This is a genomic window from Bifidobacterium breve DSM 20213 = JCM 1192, assembly GCF_001025175.1.
In the GTDB taxonomy this organism is placed as follows: Bacteria; Actinomycetota; Actinomycetes; order Actinomycetales; family Bifidobacteriaceae; genus Bifidobacterium; species Bifidobacterium breve.
This window is the reverse complement of record NZ_AP012324.1, coordinates 52,785-71,156: the sequence shown is the minus strand read 5'-3', so window position 1 is coordinate 71,156 and position 18,372 is coordinate 52,785. Positions and strand designations below refer to the sequence as shown.

The 18,372-nt window shown below is 59.6% G+C and carries 15 protein-coding genes; 5 read left to right on the top strand and 10 right to left on the bottom strand.

What is annotated here, in order from left to right; genetic code table 11:
- Window positions 1–3 precede the first annotated feature (3 nt).
- Together BBBR_RS00260 and BBBR_RS00255 are read right to left on the bottom strand one after the other, a co-directional pair.
- Window positions 4–1,209, bottom strand: coding sequence for a class E sortase (locus BBBR_RS00260; RefSeq protein WP_003827924.1), 1,206 nt, complete (start codon window positions 1,207–1,209; stop codon window positions 4–6).
- A complete protein-coding gene (locus BBBR_RS00255; protein WP_003827923.1) occupies window positions 1,206–1,994 on the bottom strand; it encodes a DUF881 domain-containing protein in 789 nt (262 codons plus the stop codon). The genes BBBR_RS00260 and BBBR_RS00255 overlap by 4 nt, the downstream gene beginning before the upstream one ends.
- Window positions 1,995–2,076: 82 nt before the next feature.
- Between BBBR_RS00255 and crgA the strand changes: the two genes are divergently transcribed.
- Window positions 2,077–2,544, top strand: a complete 468-nt coding sequence (crgA, locus tag BBBR_RS00250; protein ID WP_025262649.1) for a cell division protein CrgA — start codon at window positions 2,077–2,079, stop codon at window positions 2,542–2,544.
- 529 nt (window positions 2,545–3,073) lie between these two features.
- Here the strand turns inward: crgA and BBBR_RS00245 are convergent.
- Window positions 3,074–3,814, bottom strand: a complete 741-nt coding sequence (locus BBBR_RS00245) for a rhomboid family intramembrane serine protease (RefSeq protein ID WP_003827920.1) — start codon at window positions 3,812–3,814, stop codon at window positions 3,074–3,076.
- Window positions 3,815–3,979: 165 nt separating this feature from the next.
- Between BBBR_RS00245 and BBBR_RS00240 the strand changes: the two genes are divergently transcribed.
- Entirely contained in the window at window positions 3,980–4,204 is a 225-nt protein-coding gene (locus BBBR_RS00240) for a hypothetical protein (RefSeq protein WP_014483248.1), read from the top strand.
- A gap of 300 nt (window positions 4,205–4,504) precedes the next feature.
- Here the strand turns inward: BBBR_RS00240 and BBBR_RS00235 are convergent, their stop codons facing one another.
- Complete coding sequence (locus BBBR_RS00235; RefSeq protein ID WP_003827918.1) at window positions 4,505–6,952, bottom strand: glycogen/starch/alpha-glucan phosphorylase; 2,448 nt, start codon at window positions 6,950–6,952, stop codon at window positions 4,505–4,507.
- A 218-nt stretch (window positions 6,953–7,170) separates the two neighbouring features.
- On the opposite strand from BBBR_RS00235, the gene BBBR_RS00230 reads away from it, so the two are divergent.
- Window positions 7,171–7,578 (top strand): sterol carrier family protein, encoded by a 408-nt coding sequence (locus BBBR_RS00230; RefSeq protein WP_003827916.1) that lies wholly within the window; start codon window positions 7,171–7,173, stop codon window positions 7,576–7,578.
- Window positions 7,579–7,610: 32 nt separating this feature from the next.
- Here BBBR_RS00230 and BBBR_RS00225 read toward each other — a convergent pair whose 3' ends face one another.
- The 4 genes from BBBR_RS00225 to BBBR_RS00210 all read right to left on the bottom strand — a co-directional run bounded on the left by BBBR_RS00225 (window position 7,611) and on the right by BBBR_RS00210 (window position 11,617).
- Window positions 7,611–9,002, bottom strand: coding sequence for an MFS transporter (locus BBBR_RS00225; RefSeq protein ID WP_003827915.1), 1,392 nt, complete (start codon window positions 9,000–9,002; stop codon window positions 7,611–7,613).
- 167 nt (window positions 9,003–9,169) lie between these two features.
- On the bottom strand, window positions 9,170–10,321 hold the full coding sequence (locus BBBR_RS00220) for a sensor histidine kinase (protein WP_003827914.1): 1,152 nt from the start codon (window positions 10,319–10,321) through the stop codon (window positions 9,170–9,172).
- A gap of 67 nt (window positions 10,322–10,388) precedes the next feature.
- Window positions 10,389–11,060, bottom strand: coding sequence for a response regulator (locus BBBR_RS00215; RefSeq protein ID WP_050755801.1), 672 nt, complete (start codon window positions 11,058–11,060; stop codon window positions 10,389–10,391).
- A 170-nt stretch (window positions 11,061–11,230) separates the two neighbouring features.
- Window positions 11,231–11,617 (bottom strand): DUF3073 domain-containing protein, encoded by a 387-nt coding sequence (locus tag BBBR_RS00210; protein WP_003827912.1) that lies wholly within the window; start codon window positions 11,615–11,617, stop codon window positions 11,231–11,233.
- Between the two features lie 133 nt (window positions 11,618–11,750).
- Between BBBR_RS00210 and trpS the strand changes: the two genes are divergently transcribed.
- Window positions 11,751–12,842 (top strand): tryptophan--tRNA ligase, encoded by a 1,092-nt coding sequence (gene trpS, locus BBBR_RS00205; RefSeq protein ID WP_003827911.1) that lies wholly within the window; start codon window positions 11,751–11,753, stop codon window positions 12,840–12,842.
- 534 nt (window positions 12,843–13,376) lie between these two features.
- Here the strand turns inward: trpS and BBBR_RS00200 are convergent.
- Complete coding sequence (locus BBBR_RS00200; protein ID WP_032738105.1) at window positions 13,377–14,996, bottom strand: amidohydrolase; 1,620 nt, start codon at window positions 14,994–14,996, stop codon at window positions 13,377–13,379.
- Window positions 14,997–15,444: 448 nt separating this feature from the next.
- Here BBBR_RS00200 and BBBR_RS00195 point away from each other — a divergent pair, with 448 nt between their 5' ends.
- A complete protein-coding gene (locus tag BBBR_RS00195; RefSeq protein WP_003827909.1) occupies window positions 15,445–16,434 on the top strand; it encodes a hypothetical protein in 990 nt (329 codons plus the stop codon).
- A 171-nt stretch (window positions 16,435–16,605) separates the two neighbouring features.
- Here the strand turns inward: BBBR_RS00195 and BBBR_RS00190 are convergent, their stop codons facing one another.
- Entirely contained in the window at window positions 16,606–18,246 is a 1,641-nt protein-coding gene (locus BBBR_RS00190) for a sodium/proline symporter (RefSeq protein ID WP_106620575.1), read from the bottom strand.
- Window positions 18,247–18,372: the final 126 nt, after the last annotated feature.

The window sequence follows — 18,372 nt, the reverse complement described above, 5'->3', positions numbered from 1 at the left end:
GGCCTAGTTGGACACCACGAAGTTCGACATTTGCTGCAGGAACGGAATGTTGGCGGCCGCCCAGGGGAATACCCACTGGAACAGGGCCGCGGCACCGGCAAACAGCAGCACAGCCAGCAGTAGCCAGCGGATTGGCGCCACACCTGGCTGCAAGCGCAGCAGCGTGCCATAGATGCTGGCATCAGGGCGGCGGCGTTCGCCCAGACGAATCGCCTTGAGCACCGGCCAGCGCCAGGCCACGGCTGCGGCAATGAACAGAATCAGCCATGCCACCAGTGCGCCATACACCACCTTGTCCAAAGAACCGATCTTGGAAACCAGGGACGGGGTCTCCTTGGTGGCAAAACGCACCTCACCGGACGAATCGGTGGTGGCCAGTTCCTTGGGCACGCCATCAGACACCTTGGCCCAATATGCGAGCTCGCCATAGCTGATCCATCGGTGGGTCGGAGTGCTGTACTTCGGTTCGCAAGTGGTCAGGGTGATCATGCGTTTGGTGGGCTCCACGCTGGAGTTCTCCGGGTTGGGCGCAATCACGTATATGTCGGTGGGCAGCACAATCTCATAGCGCGTGTAATGGTAGACGTACCAGTAATCCTTGGTACGGATGATGATCGGGTCGCCTTCCTGCAGTTTGTCCACGTCGCCAAGCGGCTGTCCGTAGCCATTACGATGGCCAGCTACGGCAAAGTTGCCGACCTGACCAGGCATCTGGGTGTCTTGATAGTGCCCCAGACCGTGACGGTTCAGTTGCTCCAGCGTGGTGCCCTCCACCAAGTTGCGGTGCCACTGAGAGCCAAAACGAGGGATGTACACCTGTGCGATCAGATCGCCATACGCCGGTTTTTCGGGCTGGACCGGCGGATCGCCTTCCTGCGCCTCGGCCACCTTGACATCACCGCCGTTGTTGCTGGGGTCGGACCAATTCACGGACTGCGTGGTCTCATTCTGGACTTGTTCGGCTTCCACGCCGGTCCACCACATCTGCCAGACGATATAGAGCGCGCATATCGCAGCGGCGGTCAGCAACAGTTCCGCAATGATGCCCAGCACCTGCCATAATGCGCCGCGCCTCGGAGCGGATGGCCTGCGACGCGAGTCACCGCCGCGCGATGGCTGCACTGATGCGGCACTGCCTGCGCCCGCTGCGTATGCAGGCACATTATCCATCGCGATGCTGGCGTCGCTGCCATGGTTGCCGTGCCTCATTGTTGGGTGTTCTCCTCGTCCTTGGACTGCGTCTCATTCACCGTGGCATATTTCAGCTGCTGCAGCAAGGCCGCGGTGGACGGAAAATTAAGATCGTCCTTGTTCTCCACTTTGTAGCCGATGCCGAATGCGGTCACATATTGCTTAAGAATGGTGATGGCTTCGGAATCGTTCAGCGCCTTGCGCATGGAGGCCTGATCCCCGATGGCCGAGATGGTGAATGGCGGCGCGTATTTCTTACCATGTATGGACAGCACGTTGCCGGAACAGATTACGGCCGAATTGAACAGCACGCGCTGATCCATAATCATCATCGCCTCGGCGCCGCCCGCCCACAGCGCGTTCACCACGGATTCCACATCCTGCTGATGAATCACGTAATCGTTGATGTTGGTGGTCGAACCGCTGTTGTTGACTGCGGTTTCCCACAACGGCGAATCGTTGAGGGTTACGGTAACACCAGCGCCCTCCAGCTCGGGCATCATAAGGCTGTTGTCGCTGCTGTCTCCCTGGCTGCTTTGATCGCCGGCATTCCGGTCGCCGGAACCCAGCACATCGGTGAGATTGGTCACCTGCCGCTGCAAATCGTTCACGTCATTCTGCAGTTGGTTGACCTCGCTGACGCCCTGTTCCACCAGATCTGCCGTGTCATTGGTAACGGTCGCCGTACGGTTCACGCGTACGTTGGTGCTCAGCAGAAAACCAGTCAGAGCGACGACGACGAACACCGCAACGCCTCCCAGCAGAGAGCGCTTCGTGCTGTGTTTGCCTACGTGCCTGGACATGATTTCCCATCTTTATACGCGGCGAGTTTACTGGTTTCGAGTGTAGCCACTATTATGACTTTTAGCCTACTGAATGGAGACTATGCTGATGGCTGACGAAGAGCTGCACGAAACCGACTCGAACGACCAGAAGGACTGGCAGGGCGAGACCTCATCTGAGGCCGCCACGGACGATGCCGCCAAGTCCGAGAACGCTGCGGACGAGACCGCTGCAGAGGATGAGAACTACGGCGTTGACATGGAGAAGGTCGAAGCTGTCCTGAACGCCACTGCCGACAAGGCCACGCTGACCCCGCAGATGCAGCGCATGATGAGCCGTCAGGCGGAGAACACCAAGCGCGTTGAGGAGACCATCAAGGGCACCAAGTCCAACCCGCGTTGGTTTGTTCCGGTATTCTGCGCATTGATGATCATTGGCCTGATTTGGTGCGTGGTGTACTACCTTTCCCCGTCCGGTTCCTGGCCGATTCCGAATATCGGCGCTTGGAACCTTGCCATCGGTTTCGCCCTGATTATGATTGGCTTCCTGATGACTATGGGCTGGCGCTGAGTTCGCCTATCGTCTTATTACGAAAGCCGGTTCTGCTTGCGAGCAGGGCCGGCTTTTTGCGTTTTTGTCTTGCGACGGGTGCCGAGCCGCCTTTGTCAGCAGATCCGGCGTACGGCACATTGTTGTTCCATTATGGCAATTGCCGCCGCTCCGGCCTCCTTCGCCCTCGCGCAGTCACTTACCCACAACTATCCACCGGTTATCCACTAGTTATCCACATTGTTATCCACCTGCTGTGGATGAATTACACGCGTGTAGTTTTCCACAGAATGTGGAAAACATAGTGGATAACTAGTGGATAACAGGCTCTTTTTGGTGCATAACCGGTGCACAAACGGTTGCCGAGGCGGGAAATCATTGGATAACATCGCATCTCTTTCCTAAGTTATCCACAGACATATCCCTTGAATTACGGGATTATGGCCAACTTATCCACATAAGTTATCCACCGTCTTATGCACTTTCATGCACAGTTGTGCACAAGTCGACAAGATGATCGGACACTGCCCCGGAGGAATCCACAACGGTATCAGTGCCACATCCAGCCATATGGATTGGCAAAATTGCACGCCACGATAAGCGCGATGACCAACACGGTCACCGACCAGCCATACACCTGCATACGCCAGGCAAGGCTTTTGCCTCGCCAAGGCCGGATGCCGCCGATCAGCAGCCATGTCAGCAAGCCACCCACCACAAAGCCACCGACATGCGCCTGCCAAGCCACACCGCCAACCACAAACGGCAGCGCAAAGTTCACCGCCATCCATATCAGCATCGAACGGATATCCGCCCCGATGCGGCGATATACCACCAGCAATGCGGCGAACAAGCCGAACAACGCCCCTGAAGCCCCGTAGGCGGCCGTTTGCCAGCTTTGGCCGCCAGGGGCCACGACAGCCCACACCATCATGCCCAGCGCGCCACCAAGGCCGGAAATCATGTACAGCCCGAGGAATCGCCAGTGACCGATGAGCCGTTCCAGCACCGGGCCGACCGAATACAGCGCAATCATGTTGAACAGGATGTGCAGTATTGAGTTGGGCGCATGGAGAAACATCGAGGTGACGATGGCCCACGGTTCAGCCAACATTGTGGCTGGTGCCAACATGCCACGGTAGATCAGCCAGTTCTGCAACGTCGGCGACAAGAAACCCAGCAGTACCTCCACCAGCCATACTGCTGTGCATGCGGCAATCAGCGCCCAGGTCATCACCGGGCCGCCACGCTCCCATTGGTAACGGATTTCTTGTTTGGTGGGCATATGCATGTGCCCACTGTATCCAACGCGCCGGATGCTCGGAGCTACTATGCCATGAGCAATACATGCGATAGGTGTTCCCCACCCAATCGTCACAAACGACGGCATAGAATGGGGTGCAGAGTCGGTTTGAATGGGCATACCGACCAGATGTCCTCACAGAAAGGAGCCGTCATGGAGAGCAAGTCTTCTAACGGTTGGAAGTTCTTCGCACTGCTATTCGGCGCGGCACTGGCAGCAGTAGTTGGCCTGTACATCTACAAGCAGCAGAACCCGGATTATGATCCGTGGGAGGAGCCGTGGGAGAACAGCTCCTCGCCGGTTGACTTGGGCCTGAACAAGGCCGAGGACGAGGCCGACGGCGAGCAGCCTGCAGTTGAGGCTCCGGCTGAGGCCTGATAGCCCACACAGTCTTTCAACACACGAAGGGCCCTGCAACCAACGTATGAAGTTGGTTGCAGGGCCCTTTGGCGTTTAGCTAGATCTTCGCCCCCGCTGGCGGGGGCTGTCAGCACAGCTGACTGGGGGCGGTCACAGAAAAACCACCCTCGGTCTGGCTCTGCCAGCCAGCTCCCGCCAGCAGGAGCCAGGTATCAAGCCAGCGGAGCGAGCGCGATTGCGCGTGCGGCCTCAAGGCGCACCGAGGAAAGGCGTACGAAGGTACGTCGACCGAGGAGCAACGCCGAGGACGCTCCGCAATCACGCGAGCGGAGCGGTGTGCCAAATGCGCTCGAGGTAGTCCTCCATGGAGCGGTCGGAGCTGAAGTAGCCGGAGTTGGCGACGTTGAGCACGGCCTTGCGGTTCCATTCGAGCTCGTCGGCGTAGAGGGCCTCGATCTCGGACTGGATGCCCATGTAGGCGGAGAAATCGGCCAAGGTCATGAACCAGTCCTTGGTCAGCCAGTCAGCCACGAGCGGGGAGTAGGCGTTGCGGTCGCCGTTGGAGAAGGTGCCGTCGGCCACCAGATCGATGGCCTGCTTCAGGCGCGGATCGGCCTCGTAGTACTTGGCCGGATCGTAGCCGTTGGCGTACTGGGCTTCCACCTCGTCGACCGTCATGCCGAAGAGGAAGAAGTTGTCGGCGCCGACGCGCTCACGGATTTCGACGTTAGCGCCGTCGAGGGTGCCGACGGTCATGGCGCCGTTGAGAGCGAACTTCATGTTGCCGGTGCCGGAGGCTTCCTTGCCGGCCTGGGAGATCTGCTCGTCAAGGTCGGTGGCCGGGATGAGGTTCTGGGCCATCTCGACGTTGTAGTTCGGCAGCATGTGGACGGCGAGCTTGCCCTTGACGGCCGAATCGCTGCTGATCACGCGGGAAACGTTGTTGATCAGCTCGATGGTCATCTTGGCCAGGTAGTAGCCCGGAGCGGCCTTGGCACCGAAGAACACGGTGCGCGGAGTGATGTCCTCGGCCTTGACCTTACCGGACTTGATGTCGGCGTAGGTGGAGATTACGGCGAGAATCTTCAGAGACTGGCGCTTGTACTCGTGCAGACGCTTGACCATGGTGTTGAACAGGGTGTTCTCGTCGATATCGATGCCGTAGTGGTCCTTGGCGAAGCCCACGAATGCGTGCTTGTTGGCCTTCTTGACGGCGGCGAACTTCTTGACGAATTCGTCATCGGCGGCAAGCGGTTCGAGGCCTTTGAGCAGTTCGAGGTCGCTCACCCACTTGTCGGTGCCCAGGCCCTCGGTGATGAGGTCGGACAGGCGCGGGTTGGCGAGCTTGACGAAGCGACGCGGGGTCACGCCGTTGGTCACGTTGGTGAACTTGTCCGGGTAGACGTCGGAGAAGTTCTTCAGGGTAACGTCCTTCAACAGCTGGGAGTGCAGCTCGGCAACGCCGTTGACGTGGGAGCCACCGTAGGTGGCCAGGTAAGCCATGCGCACGGCGTCGCCAGTGTAGATGGCCATGTCCTTGATGGTGTCGGCGGCAACGCCCTTGGCCTTGAGCTCGGCCTCGAACTGCGCGTTGATCTTCTCGATAATCTCGAGGTGACGCGGCAGCAGCTCGCCGATCAGGCTGGCCGGCCAGACCTCAAGGGCCTCCGGCAGCAGGGTGTGGCAGGTGTAGTTGAAGGTCTTGGTGGTGATGGACCACGCGGTATCCCAGTCGTAGCCGTACTCATCGATGAGGATGCGCATGAGCTCGGGGATGCCGATCACCGGATGGGTGTCGTTGAGCTGGAAGACGATCTTGTTCGGGAAGGTCGTCAGGTCCGGCTTGTCCTGGCCCGGGTAGAAGACGCGGATGGCGTCGTGCAGGGAGGCGGAGACGAAGAAGTACTGCTGCTCGAGGCGCAGTTCCTTACCGACCTTGGTGGAGTCTTCCGGGTAGAGAATCTTGGAGATGTTCTCGGCCTTGACCTGCGGGGCCACGGCGTCCATGTACTCGGAACGGTTGAAGGCGAGCAGATCGAACTCGTCGTAGCTCTTGGCGGTCCACAGGCGCAGGGTGTTCACACGCTGGGACTTGTAGCCGGGAACCATGTAGTCCACCGGCACGGCGCGCACGGACCAGGCCGGTTCCCAGGTCTTGGTGCCGTCGGCGTTTTCGACGACCTTGCCACCGAAGGAGACCTTCTGGTCACGGTTGTAGTCGGTGTGACCCCACGGCTCTTCGTTGGCCAGCCAGTAATCCGGGGTCTCAACCTGCTTGCCGTTCTCGTCGAACTTCTGCTTGAAGATGCCGTACTTGTACTGGATGCCGTAACCGAAGGCCGGCACACCGAGGGAGGCGAGAGAGTCGATGAAGCAGGCGGCCAGACGACCAAGGCCACCGTTGCCAAGGCCCGGCTCGTATTCGGCGTCCACGATGTCCTTCGGCTTGAAGCCAAGGGCTTCCACAGCCTTGTCGAACTGGTCGGTCAGGCCAGCGTTCAGCAGTGCGTTCTCCAGCTGCTTGCCCATCAAGAACTCGGCGGACAGGTAGCCGACGGCCTTGGTGTTGCCGTTGACGGTGTCGGCCTGGGTCTTGAACCAAGAATCGGCGAGGTGGTTGCGCACGGCCTTGGAGACGGCGACGTACACGTCGGCGGCAGTGGCCTGCTCGGCGGTGACGTTTTGGGTGTATTTCAGTTGTTCACGAATCTCGTCGGCGAACTGTTCCGCCGTAACGGGAGACTTCGGTGCGGTAATTTCGGTCATTCTGACTTTCCTTCCGGGATAAGTGCCCGTGCTTATTATGCCGCGCGATTGGTATCGTCGCATAAACGTGTGCATGAACTCTCTGTAACAGCGTTGGCAGAAAGTTGTTGCATACGTTCTCAGTCAGAGAGTATCACATGTCTTATCATTCCGCATCCCACAGTATGCCATCGTTTGCACAATGCCGTCTTTCGTGGCTCAGTGCAAGGATAGAACGCATGGCTGTAATTCTGGAAAAGGACTTGAAACGCGGGCGTGACGCGCTGGCGCAATGGCGTGACGCAGCCCTGGAACTGGCCGACAACACACCACATCGCCTGACCACCTCCCCCGTTCTGCCGCGCCCGGTATGGGCGATGGCTGTGCGCTACTCGCTGTTCCTGTTGGAGCGGCGCGCGCCCGGCCCCGGCGTGGAGGTGCGCGTTGCGCCGTGGGGTGCGGTCAAGATCCTGGACGGCCCGGAATCGGACCCGCATAACCTGACCCCGCCGGACGTCATCGAACTGGACCCGGAAGTCTGGCTGCGACTGGCCTGCGGCATCACCACGTGGGCAGAGGAAAAGGACGCCGGCCACATCAGCGCGGTCGGCGAGCGCGACGACCTGAGTGATCTGCTACCGCTGTAAATCGTCGGATGCCCGGTATCGGATGCCCTTTATCAGAACTGTGCGATGCCCCAGCGCTGGATATGCTCGGCCCAGTGGCCCGGCGTGGGCAGGGTGATGAGGCTGCGCATCGTCAGCGCGTAAGCGGCGGCAGCTACCAGCACGGCGGCCAGAATCAGGCAGGTCGGACCGTAGCCGATGGTCTGCATACCCCAGCCGGCGAGTGCCACGGCCACGCCATAGGCACCGTACTGCAACACCATGCTGCCCGCTCCAACGCGGCCGAGCTTGTCCTTGCCCACCAAGGTATTGCTGAGGCCTCCAAGCACCGCGTTGCCCGCGGGCAATGCCAGTACCGAGCAGGCCACAAATATGGCCTTGCCAACCATGGAGGGCACCAACGCGGCACCGGTGAATCCTGCGGCGAGCAGGGCGAACATCACACCCACCAGTACGCCGCCGGGTACACGGTTGACCAGTTGCGAGGCCATCAGTGCGCCCAGCAACATGCCAACGGCGGAGGCGGCGTTGATGAATCCGGCGGATATCAGCTGGCTGCCACCTTGGGAGATGTCCAGCGCGGTCAACAGTAGGAAGGCATTGCTGGCACCGGTCACCATGGTCGCTGCGATGATGAGATGGCGTTGGAACCGGTCGCACAGCAGCCAGATCATGCCGTCCAGTGCGTCGCGCCAGCGTGGGGCAGCGGTGATGGCACCGGAAACATCGATAGCATCATCGGCGGCATCATCGGCATTGCCTGAATGGCCGCTATCATCCACAGTTGCGCGTTTCCAATAGCGGCGAATACGCCATGCGGACACCACGCCCAGCACACTTAGCACCGCGCTGGTCAGAAACGGCACCGCATGTCCCACGGTCATCAGCAGACCGCCCAACGGCCCGCCTGCCAGCGTGACCGTCGAATCCCTGGCGTCATTCAGCGCCATCGCGTGCGGCAGCTGCTCATCCGGCACCACGCCACGCAGCATGGCATTCGACGTATTCTCCAACAGGCCATCGCGCACCGAAAACAGCACGACGATACACAGCAGCGCGATCGGAAGCACGTGGGCATACGGTCCGCCGAATGCCGGAGCGTTTGCCCCGTTAACCCCATGACCGCTCGTCTTCGGCGCATTGCCGAACAGCATCACCGCTGCCGCCGCCACCGCCGAGAGCATCACACCGGACGCACCCCAGATCAGCATGAGCGTACGGCGATCATACCGGTCCTGAATCACGCCGCCGGCAAGGCCCAGCACCGTCTGCACCACCACGCAGATGCTTTCCGTCGTGGTGGCGGCGGCAGAGGATCCTGTCGTGGCGAGCATCATCAGCGGCACCGCGAACGCGATCAGGCTGGCACCGACCGCACCGGACGTGTCCGCAGCCAGCCACCATCCGTAATCAGTTCCCCGCCATAATTCCGTATCACTTGCCATCGTTGCCCTCCCTGGGATTGGTCCTTATGGACGCCACCATAGGGAGCCGCCGCAGAGCCGAACACCCGCAATCCTCGGTTATGGGGACATGGCTGCGGTCGTCGTCCTCATTTGTGAGGACAGGGCACAATCAGCGCCGGACGCCGGACATCGCAGCTTCTGCCCCATCAGCCCCGCACGCACGGGATACGCACGTAAATCATCCACATGCCATCATCCGAACGGGTGGTCAATTCACCGCCCAACTCCTGCACACGGGTGCGATGCATGGCCAGCCCACGCCCCGACCGCTCCTGCGCGGACAGGCCACTCTGCGCGTCGGCATCGTCACGGATATCGTTGGTCTCGCGAATCTCAATCCATTCGGGAGACAGGGTGACGAATAGCAGGTAGGAATCATCTCCCGCCGGTGCATGGCGGCGGATATTCGTGCCGATCTCCGTCATCAGCGACAGCGCCTCGGCCGCCGCCTCGGGGTCCACGACCATGGCGATGCCGTTGACCGCGGCCGTCCCCCGATAGCCCTGCGCCTCCAGAAACTCCTCGGTATCGGTGATCTGCGCCTTCACACGCGTGACGAAGGACTGCGGCATGCCCGCTGTGGATTGCGTACGGTCATCGCCACCGGCGTTCTCGGGCACGGCATTGTCAACCACCTCATTCGCAATCGCTGGACAGCCCCCGGCGCCTACCGGGTCACGAGCCAGGGCGGATTCTTTCGTCGGCGAATCAACCTGCCCTGATTCTGCAGTCGCCACCTCAGATGTCCCGGTGCCACCGACCGGCAAGGACTCGTCCCGGAAGCCGGCGTCCATTCCGCTCTGCTCGGTCAGAAAATCGATGATGCCATGCACCTCCGCAAAGGCACGTTGGCTGCGATCCAGCACGCGCTGCCAGTCGCCACCATCGATGCCGGCTGGCGCGGCCAGATTATTCCGGGCGATGGTCGAGATATACGTCAGATCATTGGACAGCGTGTCGTGCAGTTCGATCGCGAGCTGGTTGCCGTGGCGCAGATCGGCCAGCGCCGATTCCATCTGCTCGTTTTCGTTCTCCTGATTCACCACGCACTTGCGCCAGCGCAACGCAATGCCCAGTAATACCAGCAGCACGCTTGCCGTCAGCGCCGCCGACGCCGTGGCCAGCCACGACCCGGTCACCGCATAGACGATGGCCGCCACCGCAAGCACACCGATCGGGCCGAACATCGCCAGCGGATGCTTGAGTTCTATATCGATATCAATCTGATGATGCTTCTTGCCGTCGGCGTGACTATACGAATACGACGAATGCTGCGAAATGATAATCGGACGTTTCACCGGGCCGCTCCCCTTATGCGCCTTGCGCTTCTTCTACCGCGTCCCCACACACCCATCGGCGCCTTCATCAGTGCAGGTTCATGCGAATCCATGCGCCGATAAGTTCCTTGAGATTGCCGGCGCCGAGCTTGTCGGCCGCACGCATCAAATGCGTGCGCACGGTGGTTTCGGTGATGGACAGTTCGGCGGCGATCTGCGGCATAGTCCGGCCGCGGGACCACAGTTCCGCAACCTCCATCTCACGCGCACTCAGCCGGTTGTCCTTCTCGGCCTTGATGCGCGCGGACGCAACGACCGCGGTCTCGAACCGCACGTCGCCACCATCGCCCCATGTTTTGCCGGCCTGTACCTGACGAATCGCCACGGCCTGCAACCGCACATCATCGTTCTTGCTCATGATGCCTTGCGCGCCGGCCCGGGCCATCTCTTTGGCATGTCGGCCCACAATCGAGGCGGTAATGGCCAGTATCGCCGTGGTCGCGTTTTCCCTGCGGATTGCACGCACCACATCCGGGCCGTTGATGTCGTTCATCGCGATATCGGCCAATAGCACAGCAGGCGGGCGTTTGGTGGCCGTGCACAGCTGAATGGCTTTGCTGCCTTCGCTCGCCGGCGGCAACAATTCGAAGTCGGGCAGTGCCTTCGCCAGAATCGACTGCAATGCCATCAAGGCCATGCGGTCGTTGTCCATGATGAGCATGGTGGGCTTCGATCCATCCCGCCCGCTGATATCAGGCACGTTCCCTCCCCTATGCACGTCATTGCACGGCATTCGCGCATTCAAACTGCACAAAGGCGTTATCACGTCAAGAATTCCAAGCCCGATACGGCGAACGTCTCAGCACGCCTCAGTGCACCCCAAATATCGCCGAGTAAGTCAATCGATCCGCGGCTAATAAGTAATGGAGTTCAGCTCTTCTTCGGCTTCAGCGCTGAGGGCATGGGCATCGGAATCGGCTTGCGCGGGGCCGGCTTCGGCTTGGGCGCGGCCGGCGCGGAGGCCGGGAATTCGCCGCTGGTCGCCTTTGCGGCGGCTTCGGCTGCCCACTTGGCGTACTCGTCGAGGTCGTCCGCCTGCGCGGCGGGCGAGACCTTGGCGGCGTCGGCGTCAGCAGCAGAATCCACATCCTTGTCCGCATACTGGTCATCAACGTCGGCAAACGGGTCAGGAGAGCCCGTCCCCGGCTCCTGCTCGCTTAGCTCTTTTGCCAGCTCATCGTAATCGGTATCGGTGGTCAGGTACTTGAGCTTTCGGGCAATTTTCTGCTGTTTTGCTTTTTGACGTCCGCGGCCCATCTGACCCCCTGCGAATTACTGTGCTGTTCGATTCATCAACAATAGAGAGTACCACTAATACTGGCTTGTTCGTTGTCGGCTCACACTTTTACCATAAAAAGCGTTTATCTGAGGCCTATTCAAAGGATTTCGCATGACCGACGAGCAGCAACTGACAGCGGCAGGCAATGAGATGAGCGCGAGCTTCCTCGCGGCGAAGAAGCGTTCGGACGAAACGCTTGCCAAGCTTGAGGCCAAGCCGTCGAGCTTCACCATGCTGACCGGCGACCGGCCGACCGGCCGCCTGCACTTGGGCCACTACTTCGGCTCGATTCGCGAGCGCGTCGCCATGCAGGAGCGCGGCGTGAACACGAACATCATCATCGCCGACTATCAGGTGATCACCGACCGCGACACCACCGAGCACATTCAGGACAACGTGCTGAACCTGGTGCTCGACTACATGGCCGCCGGCATTGACCCGAACAAGACCATGATGTTCACCCACTCCGCCGTGCCGGCCGAGAACCAGCTGCTGCTGCCGTTCCTGTCCCTGGTCACCGAGGCCGAGCTGCACCGCAACCCGACCGTGAAGTCCGAGATGGAGGCTTCCGGCCACGCGCTGACCGGCCTGCTGCTCACCTACCCGGTGCATCAGGCGTGCGACATCCTCTTCTGCAAGGCCAATGTCGTGCCAATCGGCAAGGACAACCTGCCGCACGTGGAAATCACCCGTACCATTGCGCGCCGCTTCAACGAGCGTTACGCCAAGAAGAATCCGGTGTTCCCGGAGCCGGCCGCAATTCTGTCCGAAGCACCGGAGATTCCGGGTCTTGACGGACGCAAGATGAGCAAGTCATATGGCAACTCCATCATGCTGGGCGCCACAGCCGAGGAGACCGCCAAGCTTATCAAGAAGAGCCCGACCGACTCCGAGCGTCGCATCACCTTCGACCCGGTTGCGCGTCCGCAGGTCTCCGCCCTGCTGACCACCGCCGGTCTGGTGACCGGCCGTGACCCGAAGGACATCGCCGAGGAGATCGGCGATTCCGGTGCCGGCGCGCTGAAGGCGTACGTCATCGAGTCCGTCAACGAGTTCCTGGCCCCGCACCGCGAACGCCGCGCCGAACTGGCCAAGGACATGGATTCCATCCGCGACATCCTGCACGACGGCAACAAGCGCGCCAACGCCATCGCCGAGGAAACCCTCGACCAGGTGCGTGAGGCCATGGGCATGAAGTACTGATTTTTCCCGTTACTCGCAGCAAGCGCCGTGTCGCCTCAACTGGGATCGACACGGCGTTTTTGCATTGTGACACAGCAGGCCGCTGATTTCACGCCATCGTATAGTCAAAATAGCGCGCATGGGCGCGCAAACCTACCTCACAGCATGAGATCCAAACAGAGTCCATTGCAAACATGACAGAGCTTGCTCGCCGAAAACCCTTATTCGTGCTTCATGACGGTTTTTGCTGCCCTATCTCCGTTTCGAGGGGCTGATTTCGTGTTTTCTGGAGGTCTATCTCCGTTTCAAGGGGCTGATGCCCAAGTAGACACGGCATGAAAATGGCGGAATGACGTTAGTACAGATGGGTTCCTACTGAAGGTTCAGCGAATGAGCAGCCCCTTGAAACGGAGATAGACCTCCGGAGAAACTCAAATCCGCCCCTTGAAACGGAAAATCAGACGCTCATAGCTCTCAATTCGAAAATTCAACGCCACTCTTCGTATAACACGACCGCCGAAATAGGCATCTAGTCACTTCATGCGATGGATTGCATCAATACATACGTTCCCCGCGCAACAACGTCATTACGACATGTTCCGACATAGCACGCATGGCTTCAGGAGCGGACACGCAGTACGGGTCAGTGTCGAGTAATACCACATCAGCCGGGTCGCCGACTGCGAGATGGTCACGACCCGTTGCGGTCGAAGCCGCCAGTGAGGTGCGCACATCGAGGCACTGCTCGGGCTGGAACGGCTCGCGATCGGAGCTTTCGATGCCGAACACGGCGGCGGAAATGGCCAGCCACGGGTCCAGTGGGGCCACAGGCGCGTCGGAACCCATGCGCAGCATGGCACCTGCGTCATGAAGGGCTTTGAACGGATAGGGGATACCAGCCGGATTGGCCCAGAAACGGGTAATGACGTCGCGGTCATCCATGGCATGCTGCGGCTGGATGCTGGCCGTAAGGCCCAACTCGGCAAAGCGTGGGATATCGACGGGCTTGAGCATCTGCGCGTGCTCGATCGATCCATGTGCGTGCGTGGCAGCTGCTGCGTTGAGCACAATGGTGTTCGCTTCGTCGCCAATGGCGTGGCAGGCAATATCGAAGCCATGCTCGGTGGCCAAGCGCATATAGTCTTCAATTTGCTGTGGCGTGTAGCTCAGGGTGCCATACGTCGGCGGCTCGATGCCCGAATACGACGTGGAACAGTAGGCAGAGCGGGTGTTGAGCGAGCCGTCCGAGATGAGCTTCATGGCGCCTACATGGCCAAGCCCGGCACTGCCTGGCAATTCCTTGCCGGTATGCCACCCTGCATCGATGGCGACTTGTAGCCGTTCGGGATATACACCGGCGTCCACACGCAAGCCATTGATACCGGCCGCGAAACGATTAATCCACGTGTCGATGTTTTCGGCCATCTCATAATCGCGGATGCCGACCACGCCCTTGCTTGCGGCGTCCTGTTCGGCCTCGCGCAGCAGACGATCGGTCTCCTCGGCGGCGCCCGGTGCTTTGTCGAAGGTGGTGTAGGCGTTAAACCATTCGAGCTCGCCGACCAGTCCGGATTCATCCACATGTACGCCAAGTCTGCGAGCCGCGGCAGAGTTCACCCAACCGCAGTGCATGTCCGCGCTGGAGAGGGCCACCGGCTGGTCGCCGGTCACGGCGTCGATGGCGGCTAACGTGGGCTGCTCATCATCAGCCCACAGCGAGTGACGGAATCGCATGCCCACCACGAAGGCATCCGGGTCAAGCGTGCCGGCGGCGCGGCGCTCGTCCAAGTGACGGTGCAGCATATCCATCGCCTCAGCAGCCGAGCGAGCGTTGATGAGATCCAGACGGCCCAACGTCTTGGCCCATTGCGTGAAGTGCGTATGGCAGTCCCACAAGCCGGGGATGATCCACAGGCCATCTGCATTGATGGTGGTTTCGTCAGCAGGTGCGGCGGCTGGCGTTGGAGTCGGGGTGCTGCCAGTGTCAGCGGCGTTCGACGTGTGCGCCGAGAATGCCGTATGCGCTCCAGCCGGCATTGCGCCATGCGAGGCTAGGTCCGTTCCGGCAGGATTGACGGACGCAACAACCCCATCGCGAAGAACCACGTCCACGCGGTCCTGAGACCCCGGAACACCGGCATTGACAATACGCACCAAGCTACTCATACCCGCCATCATGCCACCTTTGCTTGAACGCCATGGGGATTTCGTTCAAGCTTAATCATGCCGTCGATGGTGCCCCGCCATCGGACCCGCAAATCCCTGCGTTCCTTGTAATCATGGATGTCCTGCAGCCAACATGAATGGGACTGTTAGACCAACGCGCTGGTTCACCTACAAAGGGCACGGGTTCCACCTCCCCGCGCCCATCACCCCACGTGAACCAGAACCAGCGGTAAGGAGGGCGTGCGCAAGGGGCAGGGGCAGGCCTCATTTAGGGCTCCGCATGACTTATCCAATGTATTCGGAGCCACACTGGTCTGACAGACCTCAACGAATACCCCCAGTTATCCACTGACTTATCCACATCTATCCACCGAAAAATTGAGGCGGTAGACAGAGCGGGCAGTCAACCCCTACACTTCTCAAACACAAAGCAGAACATCACGAGGGGGTGATCATCATGGGCAGCTCAATCGCATTGACAGAGCTGACAATGCAGAAATATCAACGAATGCAGACGTGTGCAGATGTGCAACGGCGAAGCGGCTGGCGACCGCCCTATGCCCTGACAACGGCGTTGGAGCTTTTATCAATCGAGGCGCCCCGCATATTGAGCAAACACAGAGGCCTTGCAACTGCAACCATTGTTGCGGTTCCACACGCCAATGCCAAGCGGCACGTTGTGGGAATCAAAGTGGTTGTATGGCCTTTCCCACTAGACACGGTCATGGTTGACGGGCAGTTCACATGTACTTCGCCGGCTTGCACATGGGCCATGTTCGCCGCGTATCTTGAACTTGAGGAACTTGTCGTTCTCGCAGATTCCATGATGCGCCGAGATCGAAGACTCTGCAGAACAACCTCAGATAATTTGTCTCTGTATCTCGACGAGGTCGAGGCTCAAGTACGCGCCGTTAAAGAGAGCGGCGCTAATTCGTATCTGTTCCGCGGATATAAGAAGTGCCGCCACGCTCTACTTTTGGCACGCGCCGGCACGGATTCCTCCATGGAAACACGAACCCGCCTGGCTCTCATGAAATATGGCTTGGATTGCCCACTAGTGAATTACCCGATATTCGTAGGGAACAACACCAAACCCATATATCTTGACCTTGCGTACCCCGAATTCAAGATATGCATCGAATACGAAGGATCTCATCATGCCGGACAATGGCTGAACGACGCACGACGCCGTCAAATGATAGAGGATGCCGGTTGGAAGTACATTCAAGTTACCAAATTAGATATTGGCGATGAAGCGGGAGAAGAGGCTCTTGCCCGAAGAGTCGCCGAAAGGATACAAGAGGTCACGGGCAAAACGGTTCAGCTCACTACGCGGCAGACCATTCGACAGGTCAGCGATGCCCGAAAATTACGCCGTATTCCGCTGTACAAACGTTTGAATGTCGAGCCGCTGCTTCCAATTATTCCGATAACGCCGCGTGAATAGCTCAATAGAGACAGCCGCACCTCAACAAAGAGGCATCAGTGGATGCGATGACCTTGCAGAGCGGGCTAAATGTATCCCTTCCATCGAAGAAACCCCACGAAGCCGGCAAATTCATGCGACTTCGCGGGGCCAAAGGATACAGCGCCAAGCCAACCGCGCAGCGGGTACGCGTCACTTGCCGCTGCGGACTTCGGCCTCCATGGCTTCCATGGGTTCGTCGACGAGCACGGTGCCGGACGGCAGGGTGCCAGGCAGCGGATCATCCATGTAGTGGTCGAATTCGTAAAGCATGCGTTCATTCGGCTTGGCGGTTAACAGCGAGACCACCACGATGAACAGCAACGAAATGATGAACGCAGGCAGCAGCTCGTAAATGGCAAACACACCACCCAAAGGCTTGACGAGGTTATGCCAAATCAGCACGGTCGTCGTACCAGACAACATGCCGGCCACGGCACCGGCCTTGTTGGCACGACGCCAATACAGCGAGCACAGCATCAATGGCCCAAACGATGCGCCGAGACCAGCCCACGCATAGGAGACGACCTGGAAAATCGAAGAGTTCTGGTCAGACGCCACCACAATGCCGAACAGGAACATAACCACCAGCGTCACACGAGCCACAATCATGACTTGCCGATCCGTGGCCTTCTTATGCAGCAATCCACGAAAAATGTTCTCGCCCATGGCCGAAGCGCCAATAATCAGATACGAGGAGCTGGAGCTCATCGAGGCGGCGAAGATGCCGGAGACCACCACGCCGCACATGAAGCTCGGCAGCAGGGTCTGCGCCAGCACGATGAAAATGGTTTCCGCGTCGGTGGAGGTCAACAGTTCGGTGGGCATCATGGCACGACCCACCAGGCCGATGCACACTGCGCAGCCCAGCGAAATCACACACCAAGAGGTGGCGATGATTTGGGACTTACGCACTTCCTCCACGCTGCGGATGGAAAGGAAGCGCACCAATACCTGCGGCATGCCAAAGTAGCCCAGGCCCCACGCCAGCATGGAAATAATGGTGATAATGCCATAATCGGAGGGCGCACCAAACACGGCCTTCCCCGCCTCGACCAGTTGCTGACCGGTGGCCGGGTCCAGCTTGGGCGCGGCCACCTGCGTGCCGGAGAGATAGCCGGGGATGGAGCGCAGGAATTCCACGGTGTTGTCGATGCCGCCTGCACTGGCCACAGTGCCGATGAACACCACCGCGAGCGCAAAGAACATGAGCATGCCCTGAATGAAGTCGGTCATCACCACAGACAGATAGCCACCCACCACGGTGTAGACGAACACGACCACCGCGCCGATGATCATCATGATGTGGTAGTCGAAGCCGAACAGCGTGGCAAACAGCTTGCCCACCGTCACGAAGCAGCTGCCCACATACACGCTGAAGAACACCAAGATGATTACGGCCGCAATAGTGGAAATCACGCCCTTCTCGTCATGGAATCGCTTGGCGAAGAAATCAGGAATAGTGATGGCGTCACCGGCCACCACCGAGTAGCGACGCAAGCGGCGGGCCACAAGTTTCCAGTTGAGATAGGTACCGAGAGCCAGGCCGATGGCAGTCCACATCGGATCGGCCGCGCCAGTGAAGTAGGCCAAGCCCGGCAGGCCCATGAGCAGCCAGCCGCTCATGTCGGAGGCTTCGGCGCTTAGTGCCGTGAGCCACGGCCCCACGCCGCGACCACCCGCGAAGTATTCCTTGGAGGAGGAGTTGGAGCGCTTGGAGTAGATGAATCCGATGGACAGCATGGCCGCAAAATAGATGACCATGGCCAGCAGAATCCAGAAATCGTTGGCCAACGACCCTCCTCGATCATGACGCCAAGCGGCTATCGCCATGGCATGAGTTTGTGTTGATGTGTGATGGGCGCTGAACCAGCGCCGTGCCGGCCGCCACAACCATGAACACGACTGCAACGCACTTCG

Excerpts from the sequence above, each read along its gene's own strand:
- BBBR_RS00200 (WP_032738105.1), bottom strand. The coding sequence starts at position 14,996 with ATGGCGGGTATGAGTAGCTTGGTGCGTATTGTCAATGCCGGTGTTCCG.
- BBBR_RS00230 (WP_003827916.1), top strand. The coding sequence starts at position 7,171 with ATGGCTGTAATTCTGGAAAAGGACTTGAAACGCGGGCGTGACGCGCTG.
- BBBR_RS00195 (WP_003827909.1), top strand. The coding sequence starts at position 15,445 with ATGGGCAGCTCAATCGCATTGACAGAGCTGACAATGCAGAAATATCAA.
- BBBR_RS00240 (WP_014483248.1), top strand. The coding sequence starts at position 3,980 with ATGGAGAGCAAGTCTTCTAACGGTTGGAAGTTCTTCGCACTGCTATTC.
- BBBR_RS00235 (WP_003827918.1), bottom strand. The coding sequence starts at position 6,952 with ATGACCGAAATTACCGCACCGAAGTCTCCCGTTACGGCGGAACAGTTC.
- BBBR_RS00225 (WP_003827915.1), bottom strand. The coding sequence starts at position 9,002 with ATGGCAAGTGATACGGAATTATGGCGGGGAACTGATTACGGATGGTGG.
- BBBR_RS00260 (WP_003827924.1), bottom strand. The coding sequence starts at position 1,209 with ATGAGGCACGGCAACCATGGCAGCGACGCCAGCATCGCGATGGATAAT.
- trpS (WP_003827911.1), top strand. The coding sequence starts at position 11,751 with ATGACCGACGAGCAGCAACTGACAGCGGCAGGCAATGAGATGAGCGCG.
- BBBR_RS00255 (WP_003827923.1), bottom strand. The coding sequence starts at position 1,994 with ATGTCCAGGCACGTAGGCAAACACAGCACGAAGCGCTCTCTGCTGGGA.
- BBBR_RS00245 (WP_003827920.1), bottom strand. The coding sequence starts at position 3,814 with ATGCATATGCCCACCAAACAAGAAATCCGTTACCAATGGGAGCGTGGC.
- BBBR_RS00210 (WP_003827912.1), bottom strand. The coding sequence starts at position 11,617 with ATGGGCCGCGGACGTCAAAAAGCAAAACAGCAGAAAATTGCCCGAAAG.
- crgA (WP_025262649.1), top strand. The coding sequence starts at position 2,077 with ATGCTGATGGCTGACGAAGAGCTGCACGAAACCGACTCGAACGACCAG.